Genomic DNA, 13,731 nt, shown 5'->3' on the forward strand with positions numbered 1-13,731 from the left:
GCGTGTTCCCCTCCGAACGCCACTGGACGCTGATTCTCGCGGGTGGGTTGCTGGTCGTGGCGGTCCTGGCCCTCGGCCCGGCTTTTCGTCCCACGGCCCACACGCCCACCGTCACGCGCGTGGCCCTGCCCCCGCCCGCACAGGTGCAGGCCGCCGCCCCGGAGTACCCCACCACCGCGAGCGTCCGGCCCCTGATCTCGGGCCGGGTCGATCTGAACTCGGCCAGTCTCGAACAGCTGGAGGCCCTGCCCAAAGTCGGTCCGGCGCTCGCCGCACGCATCGTGGCGGGTCGGCCCTATCGCAGCCTCGCGGACCTCGACCGGGTGAAGGGCATCGGGGCCTCGACCCTGGCGGCCCTCACCCCCCTCGTGACCTTTTGATGAGCGGGCGACACGGCCTGGCGCCTTCTCTCTCCACGGCCAGCCCGACGCGCGCGCCCTCCGGTCACCTCGCCTGGCCGGTGCCGCTCGCCTTCGGGGTAATGGGCGGCATCCTGCTGGGGCTGGGCGTGTGGTGGGGCGCGCTGGTGCTGCTGGCCAGTGCGGTGTTCGCCGTGCTGGATGGTCGCGCCGCCCTCGCGTTGCTGGCCCTCGTCGGCGCGGGCCTGGGGTTCGGCTCAGAGCGCCTGAATGCCGCGAAACCCGACCGGATGGCCCCCTGGGTGGGCGCTCAGGTCACGCTGAAGGGCGAGTGGGACGGCCAGTTTCTGCGTCTCTCCGACCCACCGGCGCGGGTGGCTGTTGCGCCTAAACCGCGCGTCGGGCCGGGCCAGGTCGTCCTCAGCGGGCGGCTGGTGCGCCCGGAAGGTCGGCGGGTGCCGGGCGGCTTCGATCAGGCGGCGTGGTTGCGGGGGCAGGGCGGCCTGTGGGTGCCGACGCCGACCACCGTCCTGGTCGCGGCCCGCGTGCGCCACCACACTCCCGAGGGCGGCGTGCGCGGCTGGTTCCGCCGGGGGCTGACGGCGGGGCTGGGACCGCGTCAGGCCGCGCTGATGCAGGCCACCGAACTCGGGGACCGGAACGACATCGGCCGCGAGGACTTCGGCGAAGGCTACAGCGTCCGCGACGCCTTCGCGCGTTCGGGCCTCTCGCACTTGATGGCGCTGAGCGGGCAGAATGTCGCCCTGCTCACGGGCGCGGTGATCTGGCTGTTGATGTGGCTGCGCGTGCCGCTGGGGTGGCGTTACGGCGGCGCGCTGCTCTTTCTCGCGCCGTACCTGCTGCTGGTCGGCGTGTCGCCCAGCATTACCCGCGCCGTCCTGATGGGTGGGGCGGTGCTGGCCGGGTACGCCCTCGGGCGCGGGCGGCTGGACCCTTATGCCGTCATTGCCCTGGCCGCCGTTCTCTGCCTGCTGCCCTTTCCGCTGTGGCTGCTGGACGTGGGCTTTCAGCTCTCGTTCCTGGCAGTGCTGGGCCTCACGCTGTCGGGGAAACTGGCCGGACGCCTGCCGGCCCGCTGGCCCCTGGGGCTGCGGCTGGCGCTGGTGGCGACCGTGCTGGCCGAACTCGCCACCCTGCCGGTCATCGCCGGGACCTTCGGGCAGCTTCCGCTGGTGGGGCTGCCCGCCAACCTGATCGCGGGGGCGCTGATGGTGGCGCTGGTGCCGCTGGGCTTTCTGGCGGGATTGCTGGGACCGTTCGCGGTGGCCGTCAACTGGCTGACCGGCCTGCTGGCCTCGCTCCTGCTGGGCGTGGTGGAAGTGTTCGGACAGGCCCCTGTGCTGACCTGGGGCACTGTGGGCGCGGCGGGCTTCGCCGCTTACGGTGTGGCGGCGCTCGCCGGGGTGCTGTGGCTGCTGGGCCGCGTGCGTGCGCCGGTCGCGCTGGGCACGCTCCTCGCCTGCGCGGTCCTGACCCTGCTCCCCGGCCTGCTGCGCCCGGCCCGCGAGATCGTTTTTCTGGACGTGGGTCAGGGCGACAGCACCCTGATCCGCACCGGGCATCTGAACGTGCTGGTAGATGGCGGCGGCTCGGTCGGCTCGGACTATGACGTGGGTACCCGCACCGTCGTCCCGGCCCTGCGCGCCCTGGGTGTCCGCTCCCTGAACGTGGTCGTGGCGACCCACGCCGACACCGACCATATCGAAGGGCTGTCGGGTGTGCTGCGTGCCCTGCCGGTCGGGGAACTCTGGATCGGGCAGCGCAAGACGGATGATCCGGTGCTGACGGCCCTGCTCGATGTCGCCCGCGAGGAAGGCGTGCCCGTCCGCGAGATCCGGCGCGGCGACCGCATCCAGGCCGACGGCGTCACCCTCACCGTGCTGTGGCCGCAGGGCCGCGTCTGGTCCACGGAGGACAACAACAACAGTCTCGCCCTCACCGTCGAAACGCGCGGCTTCCGCACGGCGCTGCTGGGCGACCTGCCCGACCCCGCCGAGGCGCTGATCGGGGTGGGTGACCTCGATCTGCTCAAGGCCGCCCACCACGGCAGCCGCCACAGCACGGGCGAGGCGATCCTGAAAGAAAGCACGCCCGCCGATGTGCTGATCAGTGTCGGGCGCAACACCTATGGCCACCCGCATCCCGACGTTCTGGCGCGGATCGCTGAGGCGGGTGCGAAGGTCTGGCGCACCGATGAGCTGGGGACAATGCGCTGGCCGCTGCCCTGAAGTCCTCAGACCTTGACCCTGACCTGCTGCCCTTCCCGCGCCGCCGTGAACAGTGCGTCCAGCACTCGCGCCTGCCGCACCGCGTCCTGCGGGGGATAGAGCACCGCCTCCTCGCCCCGCGCGGCCCGCTGAAAGTGCGCGACCATCGCGGCGTACCCGTCGTGTGGGGGAAACGTTTCGGTGCGCCCGCCGCCCGCCGTCTGAACCCGGAAGGATAACTCAGCGTCCGCCTTGCTGCCGAAGACCCCGTCCATGTCGAGGCTGCCCGCCGTCCCGACCACTGTGAGGCGCTGGGTGGGTGTCCCCCCCCAGTCGAAGGCACAGTCGAGGCTGCCGAGAGCCTGTCCATAGTGCAGCGTGCCGCTCAAGCCCACGTCCACGCCTTCCGCCGACCAGCGGGCCTGCGCGCTCACGCTGTCCGGCTCGCCCAGCAGCAGCCGCGCGAGGTTCACCGCATAGCAGCCCACGTCGTACAGCGCGCCGCCCCCCTTACTCGCGTCCCAGCGGAAATCGTCCGGACGGGTCAGCTCGAAGCCGAAGGCACCCCGGTAAGCCCGCACCTCGCCCAGTTCGCCGCCCGTCACGATCTCGCGCAGCCGCGCGACGTGGGGCTGAAAACGGTAGGCGAAGGCTTCCAGCAGCACCCGTCCTGTCTCTGCCGCCGTGTCGGCCAGCACCTGCGCCTCGTCCGCATTCAGGCTGAGCGGTTTTTCCGTCAGTGCGTGCTTGCCGGCACGCAACGCCGCCAGCGTCCAGGGCCGGTGCGCGTCGTTGGGCAGCGGGTTGTAGACGGCCTGCACCTCCGAGGCGATGACGGCGTCGTAGGTGCCTAGGCGCGGAATGTCCCATTCCTGGGCAAAGGCGCGCGCCCGGGCCGAATGCGGGTCGCGCACCCCGACCATCGTCACCTCACCCCCTGCGGCGCGAATGGCCGGAATGAGTGCCCGCGCGATGCGGGCCGCGCCGAGAATCCCCCAGGTGAAGGCTGTCATGGGCGCAGCGTACCCCGGAGCGGGCAAAAGAGAGGAGGCCCACTGGGACTCCTCCCAGTGGGCCTCCGGACAGCGGGGGATTACTCGCCCTGCTTCTCCGTACCGGCGTCGGCTGCCGTGTTCTCGGTGCCTTCGGCCTTCACGTCGTCCTTCTTGTCGCCGCCCAGGCCGAACTGCGCAAACAGGTCGGCGTACACGTCGCCCAGCTTGGTGCTGATCTTGCCGCCCTGGCTGGCATCCTTGGCGTTGTAGTTGTAGTCGGCACCGCCGCCACGTCCACCACGTCCGCCGCCCCGATTGCCGCCACCCTGGCCGCCGCTGTAACGGTCGCTGCGCGCGCCGCCGCCCTGGCTGACGTAGTCGCGCACCGGGCCGCCGCCGCCGAGGGCACGGCGACGCGAGAGGCTCGCGCGCTGCTCCACGGGGTCGATGTTCAGGATCACGGCCTCGATCTCGTCGCCCTTCTTGAAGAGGTCGGCGGGGTTGTTCACGCGCTGCGTGTCGAGTTCGCTGATGTGAATCAGGCCCTCGATGCCCTCCTCGATCTCCATAAAGACGCCGAAGTCGGTCATGCCGGTGATCTTGCCCTTGACGGGCGTGCCGGGCGGGTAACGGTCAGGCAGCGCGCTCCAGGGATCGTCCGTGGTCTGACGAATACCCAGGCTGATGCGGCGCTCCTTGGGGTCGATCCGCAGGATGACGGCCTCGACCTCGTCGCCTTCCTTGAGCACCTCGTTGGGGTGACGCACGCGCTTGGTCCAGCTCATCTCGCTGACGTGGACCAGCCCTTCCAGGCCGCTTTCCAGCTCCACGAAGGCGCCGAAGTTGGTGAGGTTCGTGACCTTGCCCTTGACCCGCTGGCCGATGTGGTACTTCTCGACCGCACCTTCCCAGGGATCTTCGGTCAGCGACTTCATGGAGAGGTTGATGCGCTCGCGGCCCTCGTCCACGTCAATGACCTGGACCTGCACCTTCTCGCCCACCTTGACCACGTCGCGGGGGTGGTTGAAGCGGCCATAGGTCAGCTCGCTGCGGTGAACGAGGCCGTCGATCCCGCCCAGGTTCACGAACACCCCGAAATCGGTGATCTCGACGACTTCACCCTCGAACTGCGCGCCGGGCACCAGCTTGCCGACGGTCGCCTCGCGCGCCTGGGCCTTCTGGGCTTCCATGATCGCGCGGTGGCTGATGATCACGCGGTTGCGCTTGCGGTTCAGCTCGATCAGCTTGACCATCAAGGGCTTGCCCACGTAGGGGTCCAGATCGTTCACCCGGCGGGTGTCGACCTGCGAAGCGGGCAGGAACGCCCGGATGCCCTCGACCTGCGCCACGAGACCGCCGCGCACCTTCTCGAGCACCTCGACCTCAAAGGCCTCGTCGTTCTCCTGCATCTTTTCCAGCACGCGCCAGCCCTTGTCCTGATCGGCGCGCTTCTTGGAAAGAACGATCTGGCTGTTGGCGAGGTCCACCCGCACGACATACGCCTCGATCTTGTCACCGGGCTTGTACATCTCCTGGGCCTGCTCCAGCGTGACGGGTTCGTCGCCGATCTGGTTGAGGGGAATGGTGCCCTCCACCTTCGCGCCGACGTCCACCGCAATGCCCTCGTTGCCGATAAACACGACGGTGCCGTCCACGATGTCGCCCCGGCTGACCGACTGGTGCTCGGTCGCCTCGCTGGCGAGGACGTCCTCCATGGTCATGGCGGGGTAATCGCGCTCGTCCGCGCTGCTCGCGGCAACGGGAGCAGTCTGGGCCTGCTGGGTGTCCTGCTGCGGGGCAGGGGTCTGCCCGGCGCTGGCCTGCTCGGTGCCCGGCATGGGCTGAGTGGTCCCGCCCTCTGCGGCGGGGGTCTGGGTCTGGTCTTCCATGAACTCCTGTCCTCCTGGATGCGCCGCACTTGTCGTGCGGGCACCACGTAACCTGCGCTCTAACGCGGCAACGCCTCAGTGTAGCACCGCCTGTTGAGGGGGGGCAAGCGGGGTTTGAACGCGGTCCATTCGGCGTTCAGCAAGGCGTGGCAGGAAGGGGGGCAGGCGCGCCGGCCAGCGCGGCAGTTGACGGGGCCGGGAGAGGCGGCTATACTCCCTCACGCTCACCCCCCAGGTGGGCCGTCAGAGGAAGGCATTGGGGCATCGTCTAATGGCAGGACGACGGTCTCTGACACCGTTAATCAAGGTTCGAGTCCTTGTGCCCCAGCCAAATCAAACCTCCGTGTAAGGCGGAGGTTTTTTTATTGCCCGCCGCCCTATGCTGGCCGTGATGCGCGGCTGGCTCCGGGGAAAGAAAGAGAGTCGGGAAGACTCGCCCGCCTGGCTGAAGGTCTTTCTGGCGTTCTGGCTGGTGGTGGGGTTGGCGTGCGGCGCAGTGACTGTCTTTTCGGGGCGATTCGTTCCGGTTGGTTTTGCCCCGGATGTGGCCCAACTGGCCTGCCTGCAATTCTCGGGTGTCCCTTACCGCGTGAATGGGCAACTTGTCGAGCCGCCAGCCGTGACCCGGAAGTCTGGCAAGGTCGAGACGGTGGTTCCCGCTTCTATCCAGGGCCAGCCTACCGAGGTGCGGGCGCGTGACCGCAAGCACTTCTGCCTGAACGCGGGCCACCGCTTCTCTTCGCCCTGATACTTTAAAAAACAAAGTGCCTGCCTGACCATCCCCGAATGTGCCCGGTGGTACGCTTCCTGCATGACCAGCGTCCCTCACACCCCTCAGGACTTTGACGTGGTGATCGTCGGCGGCGGCCCCGCCGGACTCACGGCCGCCATCTATACGGGCCGCGCCAGCCTCAGCACCCTAGTGCTCGAAAAGGGCCTGCCCGGCGGTCAGATCGCCCAGACCGAGGAGGTCGAGAACTACCCCGGTTTTCCCGACCCGATTCCCGGCATGGAACTCGCGCAGCGCATGGTGCAGCAAGCCGAGAAGTTCGGCGCACGGATCGAGATGGAAGAGGTGCAGGCCATCGAGGCCACGCCGGAGAGCCATCCCTATGTGTTCACCGTTCGCGGCTACGGCGGTACCTACCGCGCGAGAAGCGTGATTCTGGCGACGGGCGCGAACCCCAAGCGGCTGAACGTGCCCGGCGAGGAACACTTCTGGGGCAAGGGCGTCAGCACCTGCGCCACCTGCGACGGTTTCTTCTACCGGGGCAAGAAGGTCGTGGTGATCGGCGGCGGCGACGCGGCAGTCGAGGAAGGGCTGTTTCTGACCAAGTTCGCGGAAGAGGTCACGTTGATTCACCGCCGTGACACCTTGCGCGCCAACAAGGTGGCCCAGGCCCGCGCCTTTGCCAGCCCCAAGATGAAGTTCATCTGGGACACGGCGGTCGAGGAGATTCAGGGCGAGGAGCACGTGACGGGGGTCCGGCTGAAGAACCTCAAGACCGGCGAGACGCGGGATATGCCCACCGACGGGGTGTTCATCTTCATCGGACACGTGCCGAACACCGAGTTTGTACAGGGCACCGTGGGCCTGCGCGCCGACGGCTACGTGGAAGTGACGGACGAGATCTATACCAGCGTGCCGCTGCTGTTCGCGGCGGGCGACGTCTCGGACTACGTGTATCGCCAGCTTGCCACCAGTGTCGGGGCGGGCACCCGCGCCGCGATGAGTGCCGAACGTGCCCTGGCGGCGCTGGAACTGGAAACCGAGACGGCGGCGGACTGAACTGGCCCGGCGAGCGCAGGAGAATACGGGAAGGGGAGACGGGCCGCCCTTCCCGTATCCTTGGCGTATGCGTCCTCTGACCCCCTCGGCCCGGCTGATCCGCAAGGCGCGCGGCTATGTGGGCAAGATGCGGCGACTCGCGCGCAGCCTGAGGGCCACCTACGCCCACCCGGACGACACCTGGGCGGCCGCGCAGCTCACGCCTGCCGAAGCCCGCGTCTATCTGGGCATGGACCCCCGTGACCGTGAACACGCCTGCCGGGTCACCCGTCACCTGCTGCGCGAACATCCCCACGTCGCGCCGGAGGTGGTGGCGGCGGCCCTGCTGCACGACTGCGGCAAGAGCCTGCGCCCGTACCGCGTGACCGAGCGTGTGCTGGTCGGTCTGGTCCCGAACCGCCTGTCGCGGCTGCTTCCGCTCGGCCCGCTCTCGGTGCGCGCCTATCACCCGGAACTGGGGGCGGAATTGTTGGCCCGTGCCGGTGCGCGGCTCCGGGTCGCGCGGCTGGTCGCCCGGCACCACCACGCGGGCGGCGACCCGGACGCGGCCCTGCTCCACCACTACGACGATCTGGAGTGAGGCTTGACTTTCCTGGGCCCGCCCGCCTACAATCTCCCCTTGCCTGACGCCGCTCCCAGGGGCGGACCCAATCCCGGACGGCCCCATCGTCTAGCGGTCAGGACAGCGCCCTCTCAAGGCGCAGACACGGGTTCAAGTCCCGTTGGGGTCACCACTGCGCGCCGCCTCCTTTGCACCGGGGGCGGCGTTTTGCTGCCGGGCTAAGCTGCCCCCATGTCCCTCCCCCCGGCCCTGACCGAGCTGGTCACCTACTTCGAGCCGCTCTCGACCGTGCGCCGTGACTTCCGGGGCGCGGTGACGCTACATACGCCGGGGGTGAACGTGCTGGCCCTGAACGCGACGTTCCTCCCCGATGCCGACCCCGACCGGCTGCCCCTTGTCACCGCTTGGCACCACGCGCAGGAGATGCCCGGCCTGGTGGCGGCGACGGTGCCCCTGCCCGGGGAAGAGGTCGGGGCACTGCGGGTCGGCACCTACCACCCGCAGCCGGAGGCGGGTGTGATCGCGGTGGAACAGGTGTCGCGCCTCTCGTTGCCCGCCTGGGCCGCTGTCCTGACCGAGGCGCACGGGACGCCGGAGTGGGCCGGGCCGCTGGCCCGTCACCTCGCGGCCCGGCTGGAAGGTGACTCCGCCTTCACGCTGCTGACCGCCTACGCGGGAGGCGAGGCCATCGGGGCGCTGCTGTGGCGGGCCGGTGCGGCGGGTGGGGGGGCCGCCCACCTCTGGGGCGCACTGGACGCCGCTGCCGACGCGCCCCTGCTGAATGCCGCGCACGCTCTGGGCGGGCGGCTCTGCGTCTCTCTGCCCGACACCAGTCCGCTGGAAGTCATGAACGAGGCCCACGTCCGGTTCAGCCTGCTGGACGCTTCCGGCAGCGCCGCGCAGGAATCCTGAGCTGTGGTTTCAGATGAGAAAGATACAGTTTTCTAAATGTAAGGGAACGACCATATGACGGCTTTCCCTCACCTCAGACGACGTCTGGCATTTGTGAGACATGAGAATGCTCTCCTCACGCCCAGCCTCAGACTCCTCGGGTCTACTGACGGTCATGCGTCCTTTCCAGCAACTGGTTCTGGTCGGCGGCCTGCTGACCCTCGCGGCCTGCGGTTCTGCTCCTGAGGCCCCCTCGGCCACGGCTCCTGCCAGCAGCACCTCCACGCTGACGCTGGCCCCCGGCCTGACTGGCCAGGCCAGTGCGGGCACCCTGACCGTGGGGCAGACCCGGCAACTGAACGTGCTGGTCGGCGGACGGGCACCGCTGCCCGGCGAGCTGACCTGGACGACCAGCAATGCGGGCGTCGCCACCGTAAGTCAGAGCGGCCTGGTGACGGCGCGGGGAGCGGGCAACGCGACGATCCGCGCCGCGTTGACGAACAACCGGAGCGCGTTCCTGGACTTCACACTGTCGGTCACGGCGGCCACGGGCACCCCCGCCCCGACACCCACCCCCGCGCCCAGTCCGTCTTCCAGCGCCTTTGCCCAGCAGGTGCTGACCCTGACGAACCAGGCCCGCGCCCAGGCCCGGAGCTGCGGCGCGACCAGCTTTGCGGCCACCACGCCCCTCACCTCTAGCGCCCAGCTGGAGCAGGCCGCGCAGGGACACGCGGCGGACATGGCCGCGAAAAACTACTTCAGCCACACCAGCCAGGATGGCCGCACGATGGCGCAGCGCATCACGGCCACCGGCTACAGCTGGCGCACCATCGGGGAGAACATCGCCGCCGGGCAGCCGACGCCGGAAAGTGTCGTGGCCGGGTGGTTGGCGAGCGAGGGCCACTGCCGCAACATCATGAACCCCAGCTTCAAGGAACTCGGGGTCGGCTACGCCCAGGGCGGCGCCTACGGCTCGTACTGGGTGCAGGACTTCGGCGCGCGCTGAAGCCCAGATCCTCTGACCTGAGAAGGCCACCCGGAATCTCTGGGTGGCCTTCCTGGTTGTGGGGTGCGCGCTGCCGTTACAGCGGGATATTCCCGTGCTTCTTGAAGGGCCGCGTCTCCTCCTTGTCCCGCAGCATCCCGAACGTCTGGATCAGGCGGCGGCGGGTGTCCTCCATCGGGATCACGTCGTCGATGTAGCCCTTGGCGGCGGCCACATAGGGGTTATCGAAGGTTTCCTTGTACTGCGCGATCTTCTCGGCGCGGGTGGCTTCCGGGTTGTCCGAGTTCTGGATGTCGCGGCGGTAGACGATGTTGGCTGCGCCCTCCGCACCCATCACGGCGACGGCGGCGGTGGGCCAGGCATACACCACGTCCGCGCCCATGTCGCGGCTGTTCATGGCGAGATACGCGCCGCCGTAACTCTTGCGGGTGATCAGCGTGATCTTGGGGACGGTCGCCTCGGCGTAGGCATAGAGCATCTTCGCGCCGTGGCGGATGATCCCGGCGTGTTCCTGCGCCACGCCCGGCAAAAAGCCCGTCACGTCCACCAGCGTCAGGATCGGGATGTTGTAGCAGTCGCAGGTGCGGATAAAGCGGGCAGCCTTGTCCGAGGCGTCGATGTTCAGCGTCCCCGCCATCACCTTGGGGTTGTTCGCCACGATACCCACGCTCTGCCCGTTCAGCCGCGCGAAGCCGCACAGGATGTTCCTGGCCCAGCCCGGCTGGATTTCGAGGAAGGTCCCGTCGTCCACCAGTTCGTGGATCACGTCGTGCATCGCGTAGGGCCTCCGCTGGTCGGGCGTGACGAGGTCGAGGAGCGGGGTGTTGGGGCGGTCCGCCGGGTCCGTGCATTCGCGCACGGGCGGCTGCTCGCGGGCGTTCTGCGGCAGGTAGGCGAGCAGTTCGCGAATGCCGTCAATCACCGCCTCGTCGCCGTCGTATTCCAGGTGGGCCACGCCGGACTTGCGGGTATGCACGTCCGCGCCGCCGAGCTGGTCGAAGGTCACGTCCTCGCGCGTCACCGACTTGATGACTTCCGGCCCGGTGATGAACATGTACGAACTGCCCCGGCTCATCAAAATGAAGTCGGTCAGGGCGGGCGAGTACACCGCGCCGCCCGCGCACGGCCCCAGGATCGCGCTGATCTGCGGCACCGTTCCGGAGTAGATCGCGTTGCGGTAGAAAATCTCGCCGTAGCCGCTCAGCGAGTCCACGCCCTCCTGAATGCGTGCCCCCGCGCTGTCGTTCAGGCCGATCACCGGGCAACCCGTCTTGGCAGCCAGGTCCATCACCTTGGTGATCTTGGACGCGTTCATCTTGCCCAGACTGCCGCCCAGCACCGTGAAGTCCTGGCTGAAGACGAAGACCTGCCGCCCGTCCACCGTCCCGCGCCCGGTCACCACGCCCTCGCCGGGGGCCTCGACGCCCGCCATCAGGCGGTTGTGGCCGTGTTCGACAAAGGTCGACAGCTCCAGAAAGGAGCCGGGGTCGAGCAGGCGCTCGATGCGTTCGCGGGCCGTGAGCTTGCCGCCCTCGCGCTGCTTCTGCTGCCGCGCCGGGCCGCCCCCCGCCTCGACTCTGGCGCGGCGCTGCTCCATCGCGGCGATCAGTTCCTGAAGTTCCACTCCCGGTTGCGTCATGGGGCCATGCTACCTGGGCACTCGTTCGCGCGGCCTCCGTTCCCGGCGCGGGAACACTGCGGGCGGAAGAGTTCAGCGGGGGGGCAGGCCGGACAGCAGTGCCCGGGCCTGTTCGGCCACTTCCGCGTCGGCCAGGATCACGTAACGGTCGGCCCGCATGCCGCCGATGGAGGTAAAGTCGCGCCGGCCACCGCTCATCGCGTAGCCGATCAGGCCCCAGACCAGACCGGTCACCGCGCCCATCACCATGCCGTAGGCGGCGGCAAACAGCAGGTTGCCCCCACCCAGGCCCAGCAGCCCGAACAGCAGCCCGATAAACAGCCCGATGAAGAGGCCCTGCCCGAAGCCCAGGCCCGCTGCCCGCCCCCAGTCGAGGCGGCCCGTCACCTGCTCGATGGTCTTGAGGCCCTCGCCCACGATGGCGGTGCGCTCCACCGGAAAGCGCTGGTCGCTGAGATAGTCCACCGCACGCTGCGCTTCGGGGTAGCTGGCGTAGGTTGCCACGCCCACGCGGGCGCTCTGGTCGGGGATAAGGGCGGCACGGGGATCAGGCTGGGTCACGGCTTCACGTCCTTCCGCTTCCAGCCTAGGCACTGGGCCTCTCCCTCATCTGAATGGCGGCTTCAGGTTCCCTCACGCTCCAGTCGCCCCCTCAGCGGCCCGCCTCCACCACGAGGCCCTCCGCCTCACTCATGCGGACGATGTTCGCCAGGGTCAGGATCGGCACGCCCAGGTCGGCCAGTTTGGCGCGGCCCTCCTCGAAGCCTTTCTCGATCACGCAGCCCAGCCCCAGCAGCTCGGCCCCACTGAGCGCGATGATCCCGGCCAGCGACCGCAGCGTGCCGCCCGAGGCCAGAAAGTCGTCGATCACGACCACGCGGTCCTCCGGCCCCAGGTATTCGCTGCTGACGAACAGGTCCACCACGCCGCCCTTGGTGCGGCTCAGGGACTGCGCCGTGAAGGTGGGTTCCTGCATGGTGATGGGCTTTTTCTTGCGGGCGTACACCAGCGGCACATTCAGCACCAGGGCCGTGGCGAGGGCGGGCGCGATGCCGCTGACCTCGATGGTCACGATCTTGTTCGGCTTCAGGGGGCCGAACCCCGCCGCGAACCGTTCGCCCATCTCCCGCGTGAGGTGGGGGAGAAGCTGGTGGTTGACCAGCCCGTCCACCTTGAGAATCCCGCCGGGCAAAATCACGCCCTGCTCCCGGACCGCATCGACAAGTGCCTGCATGAAAGCGAGTGTAGCGGGCGCCCCGCGCAGTGAGGGGCCAGCGGAAGGGTCCAGGAATGGGGACAGGGGAACTGGGCGGGTGGACAAGGTGGACCAGGAGGAGTTGGGCTGCCGGCTTTCGCCCTTGCTCCCACTCCCCACGGCCCCCTTTGCACTTCCGGCGTGCGGTGCCTACAGCTCGTTCACCTCGGGCCTGAACCCCACCTCGCGGATGTAGCGCAGGTATTCTTGCTCGCTCAGCGCTTCCCGCTTGCCGCTGAGGGCCACGAAAAAGGCTTCCAGCACGTTGGTCGCAAAGTTGCGGCTCCCGATGCGCGGCGTGGTGGTGATCAGCCGGGCCACCCCGTGGTCCTTCATCCAGACGCGGTCGGCCTCGGTGATGGTCTGGGTGAGGATCGTCTTGCCGGCGAGGTCATGCGGCGCGTAGCGTTTGGCGTAATGGGTGTCCCCGGCGATCACGTCCGCCCAGGCGTAGTAGCGGGTCCCCTTGCCCTGCACGCTGCTGTTCTGCTTGTCGCCGGTCGGATAGAACCAGTCCTGGGGCAGCTTGGTGATCGCGGGCAGCGCGAGGTGCGCGACCCGGCGCAGCGCCGCGAGGCTCCGCAGCGGCACGTCCACGTTCAGGCCGAACACGAGGTCGCCGTACACCACGTCGGCTCCGGCCTGCGCCAGGGCCTCCGCCATGCCGAAGCGGTCCACGGCGCTGACCATCAGCACCTTCTGCGTGCGCCAGTTCAGCAGGGGATCGAGCTGGGCCACGGCGTCACGCTCCAGGGTATTTTTCAGGCCGCTGCCGTCCAGCACGGGCGTCAGCTTGGCGTTCGCCACCAGCTTGCGGACATTGCCGAAGGTGTAGCGCCGCCCCGCCGCGATCACGTACAGGTCCGCGCCGCCCAGCCCGAAGGCGTCCACCCGGCCGTCGAGCGCCTGAAAGAGCGCCGCCGCCTTTTTCGCGTCGCCGTCGGTGCCGATGCGCTCCAGCACGAAGGGCTGGCCCAGCACGTTGATTTCCTCGCGGGCATTGCGCTTGCTGCCCCCCAGCGACACACTCACGACGTGTTTGAAACCTGCGGGGGCGGGCTGCCAGCCGCTCAGAAGGTCGGTCATGGGGGGCATTGTAAGGCGGAGGCTGACCGAGG

At 68.8% G+C, this 13,731-nt stretch carries 13 protein-coding genes and 2 tRNA genes; 9 read left to right on the forward strand and 6 right to left on the reverse strand.

Going from position 1 to position 13,731, the window contains the following annotated elements:
* The first annotated feature begins 2 nt into the window (after positions 1-2).
* Positions 3-380 (forward strand): ComEA family DNA-binding protein, encoded by a 378-nt coding sequence (locus DEIPH_RS05475; protein ID WP_034355105.1) that lies wholly within the window; start codon positions 3-5, stop codon positions 378-380.
* Entirely contained in the window at positions 380-2,608 is a 2,229-nt protein-coding gene (locus DEIPH_RS05480) for a DNA internalization-related competence protein ComEC/Rec2 (protein ID WP_034355107.1), read from the forward strand. The genes DEIPH_RS05475 and DEIPH_RS05480 overlap by 1 nt, the downstream gene beginning before the upstream one ends.
* Before the next feature lie 5 nt (positions 2,609-2,613).
* On the opposite strand, the gene DEIPH_RS05485 is transcribed toward DEIPH_RS05480, so the two are convergent.
* Positions 2,614-3,600 carry a Gfo/Idh/MocA family protein gene (locus DEIPH_RS05485; RefSeq protein WP_034355110.1) on the reverse strand — a complete coding sequence of 329 codons (987 nt, stop codon included), beginning with the start codon at positions 3,598-3,600 and terminating at the stop codon, positions 2,614-2,616.
* A gap of 80 nt (positions 3,601-3,680) precedes the next feature.
* The gene (locus tag DEIPH_RS05490) at positions 3,681-5,471 is read right to left on the reverse strand and encodes a 30S ribosomal protein S1 (RefSeq protein ID WP_034355113.1); all 1,791 of its coding nucleotides are present in this window, start codon (positions 5,469-5,471) and stop codon (positions 3,681-3,683) included.
* Between the two features lie 257 nt (positions 5,472-5,728).
* On the opposite strand from DEIPH_RS05490, the gene DEIPH_RS05495 reads away from it, so the two are divergent.
* From DEIPH_RS05495 to DEIPH_RS19175, 7 genes are all read left to right on the forward strand, one after another.
* Positions 5,729-5,802, forward strand: a tRNA-Gln gene (locus DEIPH_RS05495).
* A gap of 60 nt (positions 5,803-5,862) precedes the next feature.
* Complete coding sequence (locus DEIPH_RS05500) at positions 5,863-6,219, forward strand: hypothetical protein (RefSeq protein ID WP_152544818.1); 357 nt, start codon at positions 5,863-5,865, stop codon at positions 6,217-6,219.
* Positions 6,220-6,282: 63 nt separating this feature from the next.
* Positions 6,283-7,260, forward strand: coding sequence for a thioredoxin-disulfide reductase (trxB, locus tag DEIPH_RS05505; protein WP_034355118.1), 978 nt, complete (start codon positions 6,283-6,285; stop codon positions 7,258-7,260).
* Between the two features lie 67 nt (positions 7,261-7,327).
* On the forward strand, positions 7,328-7,840 hold the full coding sequence (locus DEIPH_RS05510) for an HD domain-containing protein (RefSeq protein WP_034355121.1): 513 nt from the start codon (positions 7,328-7,330) through the stop codon (positions 7,838-7,840).
* Positions 7,841-7,919: 79 nt separating this feature from the next.
* A tRNA-Glu gene (locus DEIPH_RS05515) sits at positions 7,920-7,994 on the forward strand.
* 59 nt (positions 7,995-8,053) lie between these two features.
* Complete coding sequence (locus DEIPH_RS05520) at positions 8,054-8,734, forward strand: hypothetical protein (RefSeq protein ID WP_034355124.1); 681 nt, start codon at positions 8,054-8,056, stop codon at positions 8,732-8,734.
* Between the two features lie 154 nt (positions 8,735-8,888).
* Entirely contained in the window at positions 8,889-9,719 is an 831-nt protein-coding gene (locus DEIPH_RS19175; RefSeq protein ID WP_161636037.1) for a CAP domain-containing protein, read from the forward strand.
* A 76-nt stretch (positions 9,720-9,795) separates the two neighbouring features.
* On the opposite strand, the gene DEIPH_RS05530 is transcribed toward DEIPH_RS19175, so the two are convergent.
* The 4 genes from DEIPH_RS05530 to DEIPH_RS05545 all read right to left on the reverse strand — a co-directional run bounded on the left by DEIPH_RS05530 (position 9,796) and on the right by DEIPH_RS05545 (position 13,699).
* Entirely contained in the window at positions 9,796-11,358 is a 1,563-nt protein-coding gene (locus tag DEIPH_RS05530) for an acyl-CoA carboxylase subunit beta (protein WP_034355127.1), read from the reverse strand.
* A gap of 72 nt (positions 11,359-11,430) precedes the next feature.
* The gene (locus tag DEIPH_RS05535; protein ID WP_081790798.1) at positions 11,431-11,919 is read right to left on the reverse strand and encodes a general stress protein; all 489 of its coding nucleotides are present in this window, start codon (positions 11,917-11,919) and stop codon (positions 11,431-11,433) included.
* Positions 11,920-12,010: 91 nt separating this feature from the next.
* Positions 12,011-12,592, reverse strand: a complete 582-nt coding sequence (gene xpt / locus DEIPH_RS05540) for a xanthine phosphoribosyltransferase (RefSeq protein WP_034355131.1) — start codon at positions 12,590-12,592, stop codon at positions 12,011-12,013.
* A 171-nt stretch (positions 12,593-12,763) separates the two neighbouring features.
* The gene (locus DEIPH_RS05545; RefSeq protein WP_034355135.1) at positions 12,764-13,699 is read right to left on the reverse strand and encodes a hypothetical protein; all 936 of its coding nucleotides are present in this window, start codon (positions 13,697-13,699) and stop codon (positions 12,764-12,766) included.
* Positions 13,700-13,731 lie beyond the last annotated feature (32 nt).

Source organism: Deinococcus phoenicis, assembly GCF_000599865.1.
GTDB lineage: Bacteria > Deinococcota > Deinococci > Deinococcales > Deinococcaceae > Deinococcus > Deinococcus phoenicis.